Here is a 16,625-nt window from a genome sequence, read left to right as displayed (position 1 = left end):
ACTTCCCACTCCGTGGGAGACACCGCGTCAGAGCTCGGTCCGGCGGCGCCGGATGACAACCACGAGATCGACGGCGGCGAACAGGGTGAGCAGGCCGCAGGCCACGGCGAAGCCGGTGAGGGTGCCCCGGCTGGGCGCGCCGTAGGCGGGCGAGAAGGCCGCCCAGACGGCGAACCCCGCCGTGGCCAGCGCGAACAACGGGGTGAAGGTGAGCGAGAGCAGGTAGCGGAGCTTGAGGTCGCTGCGGGCGGTGGCCGGCTCGGTGCCGCTGCGCCACCGGCGCGGGGTGGTGGTGCGCATGCCGTTCACCTCCGGACCGCGTGGGTCGGGCTACGATTCCAGCGTACGTCCGAGGAGGCGAGCCGGGGGAGGCGCGATGTCGGGTTCGGACGCGGTGGGGGCGGAGTCCGGTGCGGCGGGTTCGGGTTCGGGTTCGGGTTCGGGCTCCGGTTCGGGGGCGGCGGGCCAGGACGGCGAGGGGTACGCGGGGCTGCGGATCGAGCGGGCCCGGGAGTTGGCCCGGCGGCACGGCTGGGCGTCGGTCCGGGTGCTGGAGCCGGGGGACCTGATGACCATGGAGTACCGCCAGGGGCGGCTCAACCTCGCGGTGCGCAACGGTGTGGTCGAGCGCAGCTGGGAGGGGTAGGACCGCGGTGACCCGTCGGCTCTGGTTCGGGCGGGCCCGGGTTCAGCAGAGCAGGTGTCGGCGGCCGAAGCGCCGGTGGAGCCGCTGTTCGGCGGCGGCGACCAGGGGTTCCAGCAGCGGCAGCGAGAGCAGGACGAGCAGTCCGGCGGCCCAGCCGGCCAGGACGTCGGTGACCCAGTGGGTGCCCAGGTAGACCGTGGTCAGACCGATCGAGCAGGCGGTGGCGGCGGCGATCACCGCGCCGGTCCGCCGCCAGCGGACGGCGAGGTAGGCGAGCACGCCCCAGGTGACCACCGCGTTGGCGGTGTGGCCGGAGGGGAAGATGGTGCCGCCGGAGAAGAGCTCGGGCGAGCCGACGTACTGCGCGTAGTGCGGGCCGAGCCGGCCGGTGACGATCTTGACCGCGCCGACGGTGACGTTGAGCAACAACAGCGCGATGCCCATGACCAGCAGCGGGCGCAGTCGGCCGAGGCGGTGGGCCCGCCAGCCGAGCCAGACGAAGGCGGCGATCGCCGACGGGCCGCGCTGCCCGGCGACCACCCAGGTGTCGAGCAGCGGCTCCAGCCGGGGCCACCGCTCGTAGGGGCGCAGCAGCCGGACCGACCAGTCGAGGTCGACCAGCGCGGTGTTGAGCAGGACGCCGGCCAGCACCAGCAGGTAGCCGGCCAGGGTGACGGCGAGGAGGGCGGCCTGCCGTCGGCTCATCGGCGGCCAGCCGGGCTCGCCGGGGTCGGGGCCGAGCGGGGCGAGGTGGCGCGCGGGGGCGGTGGGACGGTCCAGGCGGCCGGTCTCGGCGGTGCGGCGCTCCGGCCCCTGGCGCGGAAGGGGAACGGGGGTACTTCTGGATTGCACGGGGTGACCTTACCCATCCGGACAGGGCTATTCCGGTGGTAATTGTCATTTTCCCGGGAAATCGACAATTGGGCCGACCAGGGGTGGTCCGAGGGGTGATTTCCGCTATTTCAGGATCGAAAGCCAGTGTGGTCGTCGAATGGTTCTGCAAAAGCCCCGGTAAAGCAAACGGAGTGGGAGGCCGGTGCGCCCGGCTTCCCACTCCGTGGTAACCCTGTGTAGGTTCCGTGCTCAGTCGAGGGGGCCGCCCGCGACGTAGATCACCTGGCCGGAGACGAAGCCGGCGCCCTCGCTCGCGAGGAACGCGATGGTGTGGGCGACGTCCTCGGGCTGACCGACCCGCTGGACCGGGATCTGAGAGGCTGCGGCCCGCTTGAAGTCTTCGAAGTCCATGCCGACCCGGGCCGCGGTGGCTGCTGTCATGTCCGTGGCGATGAAGCCCGGGGCGACCGCGTTGGCCGTGATGCCGAACTTGCCCAGCTCGATGGCCAAAGTCTTGGTGAAGCCCTGGAGACCGGCCTTGGCGGCCGAGTAGTTGGCCTGGCCGCGGTTGCCCTGGGCCGAGGACGAGGACAGGTTGACGATGCGGCCGAAACCGGCGTCGACCATGTGCTTCTGCACCGCGCGGGTCATCAGGAAGGCGCCGCGGAGGTGAACGTTGATGACCGTGTCCCAGTCGGACTCGGACATCTTGAAGAGCAGGTTGTCGCGGAGCACACCCGCGTTGTTCACCAGGACGACGGGGGCGCCGAGCTCGGCGGCCACCCGGTCGACGGCGGCCTGGACCTGCTCGGCGTCCGAGACGTCGGCGCCGACGGCGAGCGCCCTGCCGCCGGCGGCGGTGATCCGGTCGACGGTCTCCTGGCCGGCCGCTTCGTCCAGGTCCAGGACGGCGACCGCGTAGCCGTCGGCGGCCAGCCGGACGGCGGTGGCGGCGCCCAGGCCGCGGGCGGCGCCGGTCACGACGGCGACCCGGGGGGCGGTGCTCTGCTCGGTCATGCTCGCTCTCGTCTCTCTCGGGAGTGCCTCCCGGGGAGAGCCCCCGGAGAGGGTGGCCACACCCTACCGGCGGGTAGGGGGAGCGGCCAGGGTGGAGAGACGCAGGTGACGGTGGGTAAGGACCGACCGGTCGGCTTTCTGCTCAGAACGGGTTACTGCAAGCTGTTCGCAGCGAGTAAATATGCCAATGTTGCCGAACCTGCGTCTACTATCCGCCCCTGCCTGCCAGCAAGGGCCCGCCGTTTGTATAGTGTCCGCCAGCAGCCACCGGCTGCACGGCTGGAGCGCCCTCCCTCATAGCTGGACGCCCACTCGCCGTTACTGCCCCACCCGGGTGTCCCACACACACCGGGTGTGACATCGGGACGGATACATGGTGCTGGGGGAGATCCCGACAACCCGCGTGTCTACGCGACTGCAGCAGTCGCCAGGACACCTGATTCGCGTGGCACAGCAGGTCCACACCCGCTTGTGGTCCGAACACGTCGGAGCCGATCTCACGGCTCCGCAGTTCGCCGTGCTGCTGGTCCTGGCCCTGGAACCGGGTGCGGACCAGCGGACGGTCGGCGAGCGGGCCTCGCTCGACAAGGCCACGATGGCCGAGATGGTCGCGCGGCTGGTCCGTCGTGGCCTGGTGCTGCGCAGGCGCGACCCGGCCGACGGCCGGCGCAAGCTGCTGGCCCTCTCGCAGGGCGGCGCCCAGGCGGTGCGCGAGGCCACCGGTGGTGTGGTCCGCGTTCAGCGCGTCCTGTTCGAACCGCTCACGGCGGAGGAACAGGTCGAGATCGTCCGGGTGATGGCCAAGATAGCCAGGCTGGAGCCCGCGGCGGTCGCCGTCATCACCGACGCGCGGCCGATACTGGACGCCCAGCGGGCGATCGGCTACCTGATCAGGGTGAGCCAGCAGGTGCACACCAAGCTCTGGTCGGAGCACGTGGGCGCCGAGCTGACGGCTCCGCAGTACGCGGTGCTGGACGCGTTGGAGCTGGAACCGGGCGCCGACCAGCGCACGGTCGGCGAGCTGGCCTCGCTGGACAAGGCCACGATGGCCGAGATGGTCAGCCGGCTGGTGCGCCGCGGTCTGGTGCAGCGTCGGCGCGACCCCTCGGACGGACGGCGCAACCTGCTCTCGCTCTCACCGGCGGGACAGGACCTGCTGCACCGCTCGGCCGCTGGGGTGGCCGAGGTCCAGCGGCTGCTGCTGGCACCGCTGGAGGAGGGTGAGCACGAGGCCGCGCTCGCGCTCATCGCCAAGGCGGGCAGGCTGTAGGTCAAAAGTTCGCCACCGTAGCCAAAACGATTCGCCAAAACGCTGAGGGTCCATGGCCATGGGCTTTGGCGCATCGGGGCACACCGAAGGCCGCCCGCTCCTGTAGAGGTGCGGGCGGTCTTCGTGCGACCGGTGGTCAGCCGGTCGGGTGCTCAGACGGTTCGGGGGCCCGGGAGCCGGGACCCCGGGCGCGTCAGTTCCAGTCGAACTCCTGCGGGTCCGGGCCGATCCGCTTGCCGGTGGCCACGGCGGCGATCGCCGCGAGGTCCTCGGCGTCCAGCTCGAAGCCGGCGACGTCCAGGTTCTCCCGGATCCGGGACGGGGTGACCGACTTCGGGATGGCGATCACGCCGCTCTGGAGGTGCCAGCGCAGCACCACCTGGGCGACCGTGCGGCCGTGCTTCTCGGCGATCTTCACCAGTGCGGGCTCGGCGAGCAGCTCCTTGCCCTGGCCCAGCGGGCTCCACGCCTCGGTGGCGATGCCGTGCTCGGCGTGGAACGCGCGCAGCTCCGTCTGCGGGAAGTACGGGTGCAGCTCGACCTGGTTCAGGGCCGGGGCGACGGAGGCCTCGTCCAGCAGGCGGGTCAGCTGCTCGGTGCCGAAGTTGGAGACGCCGATCGACTTGACCTTGCCGTCCGCCTTCAGCTGCTCGAAGGCCTTCCAGATGTTCAGGTAGCTGTCGCCGTGCATCGGGCGCGGCCAGTGGATCAGGTACAGGTCGAGCTGGTCGAGGCCGAGCTTGGCCAGCGAGGCGTCGAACTCGCGCAGCACCGCGTCGCGGCCCTGCTCGCCGGACCAGTCGCGGGTGCCCGAGTTCCACAGCTTGGTGGTGACGTAGAGGTCCTCGCGGGCCACGCCGCCCGCCAGCGCCTCGGTGATCGCCGCGCCGGTGCCGGCCTCGTTCTCGTAGATGGCCGCGGTGTCGATGGAGCGGTAGCCCGCCTCGATCGCGGCGCGGACGGCGGGGGTGGCCTCGGCGTCCGGGACCTGCCACACGCCGAAGCCGAGCTGCGGGATCTGCGCGCCGTCGTTGAGGGTGACGGTGGGGATGCTGCTCACGGGAAGAGGTGCCCTCCTGATTGTCCTGCTGTTCCAGTGGGGGCAACTGGTGTCCCGGTGTGATTGTTCCCGCCGAACGGGCGAATCTTGGGTGAAGCTTTGCGGGGGTTTGGCCTGGGCGGCGGCCGGCCGGTGACGGGGCGGAACCGCCCTGGTGGGGGACGTGCGGGGGGCTCGCGGGAAGCCTGCCGGGAGCCCGCGGGGGCGCACAGGGGGAGTGCGGGCCCGGCGCGTGGCGGGCGGGGCGTGGCGCGCGCGGTCGGCGGAGGAAAAACCTGTTGCGCGGATCACATCGAGGTTGGCAGGCTCGCGGCCATGACCTCCTGACTTCCGGGCCCTTCGTGCCCATTCCATGTCCGTCCGGTGTCCGCTCCGGACGCAGCGTCGATGTCGCGCCGGGCGCCGTGCCGCAGCGCCGCGCATCCTCCGCCCGCCGGCCCGGGCCGCCTGCCGTTCCGTCGCCGTGCGTGCTGCGCGCACGGTGCTGAGGCGCTCCGTGGGCCCTGTTCCCCCTGCTTCCCGGCTCCCCTTGCTTCCTGGCTCCCCCGCACCCCTGTGTGCCCGTGCCCCGCACCCGCGCACTGCTCGTATCGGAGTGTCATGCTGCTCACCCCCCTGCCGCTGGCCGATCCCGGCCGTCCCGACCTCTCCTCACCCCTGGCCTTCCTGCGCTGGCTGCAGCGCAGCCAGCGGCGCGGGCAGCTGCTCGCCACCCTCTGGGCGCTGATCGAGATGGGGGGCCAGGCCGCCCTGCCGATACCGCTCGGGCTCGGCGTGCAGGCCGCCGTGGACGGCGACGCCGGCGGGATCTGGCGGGCCGCCGGGCTCCTCCTGCTGCTGGGCGCGGGCGCCTCGGTCGGCACCGTGCTGTTGCACCGCCAGGCGGTCTGGAACTGGATCCACGCGGCCACCCACGTACGGCAGTTGGTGGCCCGGCAGGCCTCGCACCTTGGGGCCGGGCTGTCCCGCCGGATCGCCACCGGCGAGGTCGTCGCGGTCGGCAGCGGGGACGTCGAGCGGATCGGCTGGTACGTCGAGCTGGTCGCCCGGGTCCGGTCCGCGGTGATCGTCTGGCTGGCCGTCAGCGTGGTGGTCCTGACGGTCGATCCGGTGCTCGGGGCCGGGGTGCTGCTCGGCGTCCCGGTGCTGGCGGCCTCCGTCTGGCCGCTGATCGGGCCGTTCGAGCGGCGCTACGAACAGCAGCGCGCCCTCGGCGGCAAGGCCACCGAGCTGGCGGCCGACACCGTCGCGGGGCTGCGGGTGCTGCGCGGCATCGGCGGCGAGGAGCTGTTCCTGGAGCGGTACCGGGCCGCGTCGCAGAAGGTCCGGGCGGCGGCCGTCCGGTCGTCCCGGATCTGGTCGCTGATGCAGGCCCAACAGGTGCTGCTGCCGGGCCTGTTCGTGGTCGGCGTCACCTGGTACGGCGCCCGGCTGGTGGCCTCCGGCGAGCTCGCCGTCGGCACCCTGATCGCGGTGTACGGCGCGACGGCCTTCCTGGCCGCTCCGCTGCGCATCCTCGGTGAGGCGGCGCACGCCTGGAGCGTGGCCCGGGTCTCCGCCGGGCGGGCCGTCCGGGTGCTCTCGCTGGACCGGACCACCGGTACGGCCGAGGCCGCGCTGGCCAGGCCGGACAAGGCCGACCTGCACGACCCGGCGAGCGGGCTGACGGCGCGGGCCGGCGAGCTGACCGCGGTGGTCTGCGGGGACCCGGACTACGCCGGGGCGCTGGCCGAGCGGCTCGGCGGCCACGTCCCGTTGGCCGAGGGCGAACGGGCAGAGGCCTCGGCGCGGCTCGGCGGCACGGAGCTGGACGCGGTGCCGTTGGCCGAGGCCAGGGCGGCGGTGCTGGTCCACGACAAGGAGCCGGTGCTGCTCTCCGGCACGCTGGCCGAGCTGTTCGACATCCCGTCCTCGGGGCGGGTCCCGGCGGCCGAGGCCCTCGCGGCGGCCCGGTCCGACGACGTGCTGGAGGCCCTGGTGGAGGGCTCGCCGGAGTGCGGGGGAGACCCGATGCGCGCCCGGATCACCGAGCGCGGACGCTCGCTCTCCGGCGGGCAGCGCCAGCGGCTCGCGCTGGCCCGCGCCCTGCTGGCGGACCCTCCGGTGCTGGTGCTGGACGAGCCCACCAGCGCGGTGGACGCGCACACCGAGTCGCGGATCGCCTCCGGGCTGCGGGACACCCGAGCCGGCCGCACCACCGTGGTGTTCGCGACCAGCCCGCTGCTGCTCGACCAGGCGGACCGGGTGGTGCTGCTGCAGGAGGGCCGGGTCGTCGCGGCCGGGCGGCACCGTGAGCTGATGCGGACCGAGCCGGCCTACCGGGCCGTGGTCACCCGCGACGAGGAAGCGGCCCGCCCGGTGGGTGGGGCCGTATGAGGACCATCGTCAACTTCCCTGCCACGAGCGCGAGGAGTACGTCATGAAGCCCCCCGTCCAGGAGGAACAGGGGCCGGCCACCACCCTGCCGGTCGGCTCCCCGGCCGCCGTGCGCGGGTACCTGCTGCTGCTCGCGCGGCGGCACCGCCGCGGGTTCTCCGCGGTGGTGACACTGCACTCGACGGCCACGCTGGCCGGGCTGGTCGGGCCCTGGGTGCTCGGCCGCCTGGTCGAGTCGCTGGCCACCGGGACGGCCGGGTCCACCATCACGGTGGCGGTCGCCTGGTACCTGCTGGCCCTGGTGGCGCAGGCGGCGTTCACCGGCTGGTCGCGGATGCGCGGCGCGGTGCTCGGCGAGAAGGTGCTGGCCGACCTGCGCGAGGACTTCCTGGTCCGCTCGGTGGCCCTGCCGACCGGGGTGCTGGAGCGGGCCGGCACCGGGGACCTGGTCTCCCGGGGCACCACCGACATCGACCGGCTGGACAAGTCGGTGCGCGAGGCGGTGCCCGAACTCGCCGTCGCCGTGGTGTCGTTGCTCCTGGTGCTCGGTGCGCTGCTGATCACGTCGCCGCTGCTCGCACTGACCTCGCTGGTCGGCCTGCCGCTGCTGCTGGTCAGCTCCCGCTGGTACTTCCGGCGCGCGCCGCAGTCCTACCGCAGCGAGTCGGCCGGGTACGCGGCGGTGAGCAACGTGCTGGCCGAGACGGTCGACGCCGGGCGGACGGTCGAGGCCCTGCGGCTGGGCGACCAGCGGGTCCGGCTGACCGACCGCAAGCTGCGCGAGTGGCTGGCCTGGGAGCGGTACACCCTGTGGCTGCGCTCGGTCTGGTTCCCGACCATCGACGCGGTCTACACCTCGGCGGTGCTCGCCACCCTGGTGCTCGGCGGGCTGTTCACCCTCCGGGGCTGGATCACCGTGGGCCAGTTGACCACCGGCGTGCTCTACGCGCAGATGCTGACCGGCCCGGTGGACCTGATCCTGCGCTGGTACGACGAGCTCCAGATCGGCCAGGCCTCGCTGGCCCGGCTGGTCGGCGTGCGCGAGGTGCCGGAGCACGAGGGGGACGAGTCCGCCCGGCCGGACGGCCGTCGGGTCGAGGCGAAGGACGTCCGGTTCGGCTACCGGGAGGGCGCCGACGTCCTGCACGGCATCAGCCTGGACGTCGCCCCGGGCAGCCGGGTCGCGCTGGTCGGGCCGTCGGGCGCGGGCAAGTCCACGCTCGGCCGGCTGCTGGCGGGGATCTACGCCCCTGGCCGCGGCAGCGTGACCCTCGGCGGTGCGGCGCTGGCGCGGATGCCGGCCGAGCGGGTGCGCGCGCAGGTCGCCCTGGTGAACCAGGAGCACCACGTCTTCGTCGGCACCCTGCGGGACAACCTGCGGTTGGCCGCGCCCGACGCGGACGACACCGAGCTGCGGGCCGCTCTGGACGCGGTGGAGGCCGGGGCCTGGGTGGACGCCCTGTCGGAGGGCCTGGACACCGAGGTCGGCTCCGGGGGCGCCTCGCTGACCCCGCCGCAGGCGCAGCAGCTGGCGCTGGCCCGGCTGGTGCTGGCCGATCCGCACACCCTGGTGCTGGACGAGGCCACCTCCCTGCTGGACCCGCGGGCCGCCCGGCACCTGGAGCGCTCGCTCTCCAGGGTGCTGGAGGGCCGGACGGTCATCGCCATCGCCCACCGGCTGCACACCGCGCACGACGCGGACGTGATCGCGGTGGTCGAGGGCGGGCGGATCAGCGAGTACGGCAGCCACCCGGACCTGGTCGCGGCGGGCGGTCCGTACGCGGCGCTCTGGCGGTCCTGGCGGGACGAGCGGTAGCGCGACGGCCCGGGGCGGGACGAGCGGGGAGCGGGCCGTCCGGGCAGGAGGGGGCTTCAAACCCGTACGGGGCCGGATTGCCCCGTACGGGTTACTCCCTGGCCCGGAGGGGCGCGTAACCGGGCAAATCGGCCGCCCGGCCCGCAGACTGCTCCGGTGACCAAGATTTCAGACGGCTCGTCCCGCTCCCCGCGCGGTGAGATCGGCGGGATTCCCACGCGCTACATCGGGATCGGCGCCATCGTCGTCCTCGCCGTGTGGTTCCTGTTCGCCAACCTCGACAAGGTCAAGATCCAGTTCTGGGTCTTCACCGTCACCGCGCCGCTCTGGATCGCGCTGCTGGCCACGCTGATCGCGGGCGTCGCGCTGGGCTGGCTGCTGAAGGGACGGCGCAGCAGGTGACCACAGCCCCCGGACCGGCTCCGGCCGGCGCATCGGCCTTCACCCCGCTGATCGAGATGCGCGGGGTCAACAAGCACTTCGGGGACCTGCACGTGCTGCAGGACATCGAGCTGACGGTGGGACGCGGCGAGGTCGTCGTCGTCATCGGCCCGTCCGGCTCCGGCAAGTCCACCCTCTGCCGGGCCATCAACCGGCTGGAGCCGATCGAGGACGGCACCATCCTGATCGACGGCCAGCCGCTGCCCGAGGAGGGCAAGGGGCTGGCCAGGCTGCGCGCCGAGGTCGGCATGGTGTTCCAGTCCTTCAACCTGTTCGCGCACAAGACCGTGCTGCAGAACGTCTCGCTCGCGCAGATCAAGGTCCGCGGCCGGCCCAGGGCGGAGGCGGACGACAAGTCCCGCGCGCTGCTGGAGCGGGTGGGCCTCGCCGATCAGGCGGCCAAGTACCCGGCGCAGCTCTCCGGCGGGCAGCAGCAGCGGGTCGCGATCGCCCGCGCGCTGGCGATGGACCCCAAGGCGCTGCTGTTCGACGAGCCCACCTCGGCGCTCGACCCCGAGATGATCAACGAGGTGCTGGACGTCATGCGCCAGCTCGCGAGCGAGGGCATGACGATGATCGTGGTCACCCACGAGATGGGCTTCGCCCGGGCCTCCGCGAACCGGGTCGTGTTCATGGCCGACGGCCGGATCGTCGAGGACCGCGCCCCGGAGGACTTCTTCAGCGCTCCTGAGAGCGATCGTGCCCGGGACTTCCTGTCCAAGATCCTGAAGCACTGAGGCGGCGCCGTGAACCGTGAGACGACGCCGGCGGCGAGGCCCGCGGGAAGATCTGTGGGAAGGCCCGTGGCGCGGGCGGGGCGGCGCGTGCTCGCCGCCGCCCTGCTGTTCACCGCGCTGGTGGCGGGCTGCGGCAAGCCCGGCACCCCGCCGCCCAAGGGCCCGCAGCCCAGCGCCCTGCCCAGCTACCAGGTGCAGGACGCCTCCGCGATCACCGGCTCGCCGACCCTGGACGCCGCCCGCGGCCGGGGCCACCTGGTGGTCGGCGCCAAGGAGGACCAGCCGTACCTGGGCCAGAAGAACCCGGCCACCGGCGTGTACTCCGGCTTCGACATCGAGATCGCCAAGATGGTCGGCGCCTCCTTGGGCTTCCCGCCGGACCGGATCCAGTTCAAGACGATCGCCTCGGCCAACCGCGAGACCGCCCTGCAGAACGGCCAGGTGGACTACTACGTCGGCACCTACACCATCAACGACAACCGGAAGAAGCTGGTCGGCTTCGCCGGCCCGTACTTCATCGCCGGGCAGTCGCTGCTGGTGCGCAAGAACAACACCACCATCCACGGCCCGCAGGACCTGGACGGCAAGAAGGTCTGCTCGGCGGCCGGCTCGACGCCGTACCAGCGCATCCAGTCGCAGTACCCGAAGGCCAAGCTGATCGGCTACGACACCTACTCGGCCTGCGTGGACAACCTGATCACCAACCAGGTCGACGCGGTGACCACGGACAACGCGATCCTGCTCGGCTACGCGGCCAAGGTGCCGGACGAGCTCAAGGTGGTCGGCCCGCTGTTCTCGACCGAGCCGTACGGCATCGGGGTGCCGAAGAACGACACCGTGCTGCGCGGCGCGATCAACGACGCCCTGGAGTACCACATGCAGAACGGCGACTGGAGGAGGGCGTTCGAGGCGACCCTCGGCCTCTCCGGGGAGCCGGCGCCGAACCCGCCGCAGATCGACCGGTACTGAGAGGGCCGCGCCGTGAAAACGCTGACCGACAACTGGTCGACCTACTGGGACGGGTTCCTCGGCACGCTCTCGCTGTTCGCGGTGAGCGCCGTGCTGTCGCTGGTGCTGGGCGTGCTGATCGCGGGCTTCCGGGTCTCGCCGGTGAAGCCGCTGCGGGTGTTCGGGACGCTGTGGGTGACGGTGCTGCGCAACACGCCGCTGACCCTGCTGTTCTTCATCGTGGTGCTGGGCCTGCCCCGGTTCGACATCACCCTGCCCTTCTACACCTTCGCGGTGCTCGCGCTGGGCTGCTACACCTCGGCCTTCGTCTGCGAGTCGATGCGGTCGGGCATCAACACGGTGCCGACCGGGCAGGGCGAGGCGGCCCGCAGCCTCGGCATGAACTTCGGGCAGACGATGAGCCTGGTGGTGCTGCCGCAGGCGTACCGCTCGGTGGTGGCGCCGCTCGGCAGTGTGATGATCGCGTTGGCGAAGAACACGGCGATCGCCGGCTCGTTCAGCGTCACCGAGCTGCTGGGCACCTACCGGACCATCAACGAGTTGGGCTACAGCATCATCTGGACCTTCGTCTGGATCGCCGTCGGCTACCTGATCATCACCCTGGCCATCAGCGCCGTCTTCAACCTGCTGGAACGACGAGTGGCGGTGTCCCGATGACGGTCGAATCCTCGGCGCTGTACGACATCCCCGGCCCGAAGGCGCTCTCCCGGCACCGGCTGTACGGCGGGATCGCGCTGCTGCTGATCGCGGCGCTGATCGGCTGGGTGGTCTACATGCTCTTCCACACCCACCAGTTCACGTACGCCAAGTGGCAGCCCTTCGAGTACCGGGGCGTGCAGGACCTGCTGCTGCGCGGGCTCGGCAACACCTTGCAGGCCTTCGGCTGGACGGTGCTGTTCGCACTGCCGTTCGGCGCGCTGTTCGCGGCCGGGCGGCTCTCCGACCACCGGGTGGTGCGCTGGCTCGCCACGCTGGTGGTGGAGTTCTTCCGGGCCATGCCGGTGCTGGTGATGATCTTCTTCGTCTTCGTCGCGCTCAAGGTGCAGCCGCTCTGGGCGCTGGTGGCCGGGCTGGTGCTCTACAACGGCTCGGTGCTGGCCGAGGTGTTCCGGGCCGGCGTGCTCGCGGTGCCCAAGGGGCAGCGGGAGGCGGCGTTCGCGCTGGGGATGCGCAAGACCCAGGTGATGACGTACGTCCTGGTACCGCAGGCCAACCGGGCGATGCTGCCGGCCATCATCAGTCAGCTGGTGGTCGCGCTCAAGGACACCTCGCTGGGCTTCCTGATCACCTTCGAGGAGTTCCTGCACGCGGGCAAGCTGATCGCCACCAACCTGGACTACGACCTGCCGTTCATCCCGGTGGTGATGGTGATCGCGCCGATCTACATCGGCATGTGTCTGCTGCTCTCCTGGCTCGCCCGCTTCGTGGAGCGGCGCAGCCGGCGCAGTCCGAGCGCGCGGGGCGGGGCACCGGTGGCCAAGGCCGGGGTGCCGGTGGGGCTGCCGCCGTCGGCGCAGTTGTGAGGCCGGTGCGGCGGTGAGGTCGGCGCAGCTGTGAGAAGGCCGGTTCGGGGCTGAACCATAGGTACGGGTGGGGTTGGGGTCGGTACCTCCAAATTCCTCTTATGATTCTCGGGCGCCCGGGCGCGGCCCGTGGACGACCGGAGCGCGGCCGGAACGGGGCTGCCGACGGTGGACGAGAGGGCGGGAGGGACCATGGAGCCGGTGTTCGATTCGCGGCACATCAGGACGTTCCACGAGGTCGTCCGGGCCGGCTCCTACTCGGCCGCCGCCCGCGAACTGGGCTACACCCAGCCCGCCATCACCCAGCAGATGAAGGCGCTCGAACGCACCGTCGGCGTCCCGCTCTTCACCCGGGCCGGGCGCGGACTGCGGCTCACCGAGGCCGGCGAGGCGCTCTCCCGGCACGCCGAGCTGATCCTCGGCAGCATGTCCGCCGCCCAGCAGCAGCTCGCCGCGCTGGCCCGGCTGCGCGCCGGTCGGGTGCGGGTCTGCGCCTTCCCCAGCGCCAACGCCACCCTGATACCCCAGGCGATGGCCCGGCTGCTGGCCGAGCACCCCGGTGTGCGGGTCGAGCTGCTGGAGGCCGAGCCGCCGGACTCCGTCCAGCGGCTGCTGCGCGGGGAGTGCGACATCGCGCTGGCGTTCCGGTACCCCGGCGCGGCCGCCGAGGTGCCGGAGGGCGTGGACGAGATCCCGCTGATGGAGGACCTGCTCACGGTTCTGCTGCCGGTCGGGCACCCGCTCGGCCGCCGGCACGCCGTACGGCTGGCCGACCTCGGCGGCGAACGCTGGATCGCCGGCTGTCCGCGCTGCCGGGCCAACCTGCTGCACGTCTGTGCGGAGGAGGGCTTCGCACCGGACATCGTCTTCTCCACCGACGACAACCTCGCGGTGCAGTCGCTCGTCGCCGCCGGGGTCGGGATCGCGCTGATGCCGGCGCTGGTGCTCTCCTTCATGTGCCACCGCAAGGTCACCGGACGGGCCGTCGAGCCGCACCTGCGGCGGCAGGTGAGCGCGTACGTGCTGCGCGAGCACCGGCGGATCCCGGCCACCGGGCTGGTGCTGGACCACCTGCGGCAGGCGGCGGCGAGCCGGGTCGGGTGCTGACCCGTCGGCGGGCGACATGACCGACGAGCAAGGACTGCTACCCGGCAACCTATAAGCGTTGATGGGGAGATTGCTTACAAACCCTCCTTGGACGTGATGGGTCCATAGGTTCGAACCTGCTGGGATGACACCCTCAGCCACGGTCGGCAGCGACCGGCTCACCGAGCGGATGACCGCGCTGATCAGTGAGATCCGCGCCGTCGTGGACCGCGGGCTCCCGCCGGAGCTCACCGCCTACCTGGTCGGCGAGCGCCTCGCCCCGCACCTGCACGCCGACCCGGACGGGCCCGACGCGCTGCTCACCCCCGCCCAGCGCGAGGGCGACCCGCAGCGCTACCGCCAGCACGTCCTGCACGCGGAGGGGGACGGCAGCTTCTCCGTCGTCGCCCTGGTCTGGCTGCCCGGGCAGCAGACCCCGATCCACGACCACGTCTCCTGGTGCGTGGCCGGCGTCCACCAGGGCCAGGAGAGCGAGACCCGCTACCGGCTGGTCTCCGACGGCCCCACCTCCCGGCTGGTCGAGACCGAGCACGTGGCCGGCCCGGCCGGCACCGTGGCCGCCTTCGCCCCGCCCGGCGACATCCACCTGGTGCGCAACTCCTGTAGCAGCACGGCGATCTCCATCCACGTCTACGGCGCGGACGTCTCGCGGCTCGGCACCAGCATCCGGCGGGTCTACCGGCTGCCCGCCGACCGGCAGCAGTGAGGGCGGCGTGGCACTGACCCTCAGGCATCGCACCGCCGGCACCCGCTCACTGCCCCCGATGCGCGGGGACGCCCCCGGGCTGCTGCTCGCGGCCCTCGGAGTGGCCGCCGCGCTGGGCATCCACGCGCTGGTGCCGGCCGTGCCCGAACTCACCGCCGCCGTCCTGCTCGGCATGCTGGTGGCCCACCTGCCCGGGCTGCGCCCGGTGGTCCGCGGGATCGCCCGGCCGGGGCTGTCCACGGCCGGGAAGCGGCTGATGCGGCTCGGGATCGTCCTGCTCGGGCTCAAGCTCAGCCTGGACGACGTGCTCGGCCTCGGCTGGGCCACCGTCGCCATGGTGCTCGCGGTGGTCGCGGCCACCTTCGCGGGCACGCTCTGGCTGGGTCGGCGGCTCGGCCTGCCCGGGGACCAGCCGCTGCTGGTCGCCACCGGGTACTCGATCTGCGGGGCCTCGGCGATCGGCGCGGTCAGCCAGGCGGCGGGCAGCGAGGAGGAGGACGTCGCGGCCTCGGTGGCGCTGGTGACCCTCTGCGGGACGCTGGCGATCGCCGTGCTGCCGCTGCTCCAGCACCCGCTCGGGCTCGGCGAGCTGGAGTTCGGGCGCTGGGTCGGGGCGAGCGTGCACGACGTCGGGCAGGTGGTCGCCACCGCGCAGACCGGCGGGGCCGGGGCGCTGCGCGAAGCGGTGCTGGTCAAGCTGATGCGCGTGGTGCTGCTGGCGCCGCTGGTCGCGGGGGTGGCCGTGGCGGTGCGGCGGAACCTGCGGGCGGCGCGGGTGGCGGCCTTGGCGGAGGTTCCGGTCGGGGCGCCGGTGGGCGCTCCGGTGGGGGTCTCAGCGGCGGGCGGGGCGGGTGAGGAGGGCGCGGCGGGCGCAGTGTCGGGCGATAAGTCGAGCGCGAAGCCGGCTGAGAAGTCGGTGAAGACCGGCAGCCGTCCGCCGATCGTGCCGCTGTTCGTGGCCGGGTTCCTCGCGATGATCGTCCTGCGGACCACCGGGGTGCTGCCCGAGCGGGCGCTCGACCTGGCCGCGGACGCCCAGGGGCTGCTGCTGGCCGCCGCGCTGTTCGGCCTGGGCAGTGCGGTGCACCTGCCGACCATGGCCCGCACCGGCGGGCGGATCGCCCTGCTCGGACTCGGGTCCTGGGTGGTCGTCGCGGGCGTCTCGTACGTCGGGGTGCTGGTCACGACCTGACGGACCCGGGTGCGGACTCGGCTATTGTCGGGCAGGTGCCCGCCCCGTCCGTACGGGGGCGGCACCGCAGCCGAGTTCGCCCGAGTCCACCAAGGGGGACGGATGACCACCGCACTGCCCGAACGCGACGGCCACGAGGCCGTCGTCACCCTCGACCGGCGGGAGGGTCCGTACGGCGAGGTGGTGCTCCGGCAACGCGGTCGGGACTTCGAGATCATCGCCAACGGCTGCTTCCTGATGGACACCGCCGACGGGCGCTCGGAGCGGCTGCTGATCCAGGCGGCGCTGGACGAGCTGGACCGCACGGGCGGCCCGGTCGAGCGGCCGTCGGTGCTGATCGGGGGCCTCGGGGTCGGCTTCTCGCTGGCGTACGCGGCGGCCGAGCCGCGCTGGGGACGGATCGCCATCGTCGAGCGGGAGACCGCGATCATCGACTGGCACCGGACCGGCCCGCTCGGCGCCTTCTCCGACGGTGCGTTGGAGGACGCGCGGGTCGAGGTGCTCCACACCGACCTGCTGGAGTACCTCGCGGCGGCGGACGGCGAGCGCTATGACGCGCTGTGCCTGGACATCGACAACGGGCCGGACTGGACCGTCACCGAGTCCAACGACGGGCTGTACGGCGCGGACGGGCTCGCGGTGCTGTGGCACCGGCTGCGGACGGGCGGGGTGCTGGCGGTGTGGAGCGCGCAGCCTTCGCCGGCCTTCGAGGAGGCGCTGCGGGCGGTGGGGTTCTCGGACGTGGTGACGCACGAGATCCCGGTCGCCCGGGGGGTGCCGGACGTGGTGCACCTGGCCCGGCGGGCGGACTGAGGGCGCGCTGAGGGCCGGCTGAGGGCGGACGCGGATCGGGCCGGGTGCGGCCGGATCGCGGGTGAACCCGGCTGTGGCGGCCGATGGTTGGCGCCTGGTGCGTCAACTGCTGTCGGCA

The 16,625-nt window shown here is 72.7% G+C and carries 17 protein-coding genes; 13 read left to right on the top strand and 4 right to left on the bottom strand.

Annotated features, from left to right (window positions below; all coding sequences use genetic code 11):
* Nucleotides 1-27: 27 nt before the first annotated feature.
* On the bottom strand, nucleotides 28-300 hold the full coding sequence (locus ACLWS4_RS00255; protein WP_416873001.1) for a DUF6343 family protein: 273 nt from the start codon (nucleotides 298-300) through the stop codon (nucleotides 28-30).
* A 76-nt stretch (nucleotides 301-376) separates the two neighbouring features.
* On the opposite strand from ACLWS4_RS00255, the gene ACLWS4_RS00250 reads away from it, so the two are divergent.
* Nucleotides 377-646 carry an I78 family peptidase inhibitor gene (locus ACLWS4_RS00250; protein WP_416873000.1) on the top strand — a complete coding sequence of 90 codons (270 nt, stop codon included), beginning with the start codon at nucleotides 377-379 and terminating at the stop codon, nucleotides 644-646.
* A 42-nt stretch (nucleotides 647-688) separates the two neighbouring features.
* Here the strand turns inward: ACLWS4_RS00250 and ACLWS4_RS00245 are convergent, their stop codons facing one another.
* The gene (locus ACLWS4_RS00245) at nucleotides 689-1,498 is read right to left on the bottom strand and encodes a phosphatase PAP2 family protein (protein ID WP_241853035.1); all 810 of its coding nucleotides are present in this window, start codon (nucleotides 1,496-1,498) and stop codon (nucleotides 689-691) included.
* Nucleotides 1,499-1,729: 231 nt separating this feature from the next.
* Nucleotides 1,730-2,497 (bottom strand): 3-oxoacyl-ACP reductase FabG, encoded by a 768-nt coding sequence (gene fabG / locus ACLWS4_RS00240; RefSeq protein WP_380777725.1) that lies wholly within the window; start codon nucleotides 2,495-2,497, stop codon nucleotides 1,730-1,732.
* Between the two features lie 445 nt (nucleotides 2,498-2,942).
* Between fabG and ACLWS4_RS00235 the strand changes: the two genes are divergently transcribed.
* Nucleotides 2,943-3,767, top strand: a complete 825-nt coding sequence (locus ACLWS4_RS00235) for a MarR family winged helix-turn-helix transcriptional regulator (RefSeq protein WP_053111942.1) — start codon at nucleotides 2,943-2,945, stop codon at nucleotides 3,765-3,767.
* A 193-nt stretch (nucleotides 3,768-3,960) separates the two neighbouring features.
* Here the strand turns inward: ACLWS4_RS00235 and ACLWS4_RS00230 are convergent, their stop codons facing one another.
* The gene (locus tag ACLWS4_RS00230; protein WP_074004369.1) at nucleotides 3,961-4,827 is read right to left on the bottom strand and encodes an aldo/keto reductase; all 867 of its coding nucleotides are present in this window, start codon (nucleotides 4,825-4,827) and stop codon (nucleotides 3,961-3,963) included.
* A 600-nt stretch (nucleotides 4,828-5,427) separates the two neighbouring features.
* Between ACLWS4_RS00230 and ACLWS4_RS00225 the strand changes: the two genes are divergently transcribed.
* From ACLWS4_RS00225 to ACLWS4_RS00175, 11 genes are all read left to right on the top strand, one after another.
* Nucleotides 5,428-7,203, top strand: a complete 1,776-nt coding sequence (locus tag ACLWS4_RS00225) for an ABC transporter transmembrane domain-containing protein (RefSeq protein WP_074004370.1) — start codon at nucleotides 5,428-5,430, stop codon at nucleotides 7,201-7,203.
* 43 nt (nucleotides 7,204-7,246) lie between these two features.
* Entirely contained in the window at nucleotides 7,247-9,019 is a 1,773-nt protein-coding gene (locus ACLWS4_RS00220) for an ABC transporter ATP-binding protein (protein ID WP_416872999.1), read from the top strand.
* Between the two features lie 156 nt (nucleotides 9,020-9,175).
* Nucleotides 9,176-9,421, top strand: a complete 246-nt coding sequence (locus ACLWS4_RS00215) for a lipopolysaccharide assembly protein LapA domain-containing protein (protein WP_049649495.1) — start codon at nucleotides 9,176-9,178, stop codon at nucleotides 9,419-9,421.
* A 47-nt stretch (nucleotides 9,422-9,468) separates the two neighbouring features.
* Entirely contained in the window at nucleotides 9,469-10,197 is a 729-nt protein-coding gene (locus ACLWS4_RS00210; RefSeq protein ID WP_206745852.1) for an amino acid ABC transporter ATP-binding protein, read from the top strand.
* 54 nt (nucleotides 10,198-10,251) lie between these two features.
* Nucleotides 10,252-11,166, top strand: coding sequence for a glutamate ABC transporter substrate-binding protein (locus ACLWS4_RS00205; RefSeq protein ID WP_416872998.1), 915 nt, complete (start codon nucleotides 10,252-10,254; stop codon nucleotides 11,164-11,166).
* Between the two features lie 12 nt (nucleotides 11,167-11,178).
* Nucleotides 11,179-11,823, top strand: a complete 645-nt coding sequence (locus ACLWS4_RS00200; protein ID WP_074004373.1) for an amino acid ABC transporter permease — start codon at nucleotides 11,179-11,181, stop codon at nucleotides 11,821-11,823.
* Nucleotides 11,820-12,689: an amino acid ABC transporter permease gene (locus ACLWS4_RS00195; protein ID WP_117492528.1), complete on the top strand. Its 870-nt coding sequence runs from the start codon at nucleotides 11,820-11,822 to the stop codon at nucleotides 12,687-12,689. Before ACLWS4_RS00200 ends, ACLWS4_RS00195 begins: the two co-directional genes overlap by 4 nt.
* A 201-nt stretch (nucleotides 12,690-12,890) precedes the next feature.
* Complete coding sequence (locus ACLWS4_RS00190; RefSeq protein ID WP_049649505.1) at nucleotides 12,891-13,796, top strand: LysR family transcriptional regulator; 906 nt, start codon at nucleotides 12,891-12,893, stop codon at nucleotides 13,794-13,796.
* Nucleotides 13,797-13,920: 124 nt separating this feature from the next.
* Nucleotides 13,921-14,502 carry a cysteine dioxygenase family protein gene (locus ACLWS4_RS00185; RefSeq protein ID WP_074004375.1) on the top strand — a complete coding sequence of 194 codons (582 nt, stop codon included), beginning with the start codon at nucleotides 13,921-13,923 and terminating at the stop codon, nucleotides 14,500-14,502.
* 58 nt (nucleotides 14,503-14,560) lie between these two features.
* Nucleotides 14,561-15,694: a YeiH family protein gene (locus ACLWS4_RS00180; protein WP_416873284.1), complete on the top strand. Its 1,134-nt coding sequence runs from the start codon at nucleotides 14,561-14,563 to the stop codon at nucleotides 15,692-15,694.
* A 102-nt stretch (nucleotides 15,695-15,796) separates the two neighbouring features.
* Nucleotides 15,797-16,507 carry a spermidine synthase gene (locus ACLWS4_RS00175; RefSeq protein WP_049649508.1) on the top strand — a complete coding sequence of 237 codons (711 nt, stop codon included), beginning with the start codon at nucleotides 15,797-15,799 and terminating at the stop codon, nucleotides 16,505-16,507.
* Nucleotides 16,508-16,625 lie beyond the last annotated feature (118 nt).

This window comes from Kitasatospora sp. SC0581 (assembly GCF_048159585.1).
Taxonomy (GTDB): Bacteria; Actinomycetota; Actinomycetes; order Streptomycetales; family Streptomycetaceae; genus Kitasatospora.
Note: the sequence above shows the minus strand (reverse complement) of the source record. Positions and strands in the feature narration are given on the sequence as shown.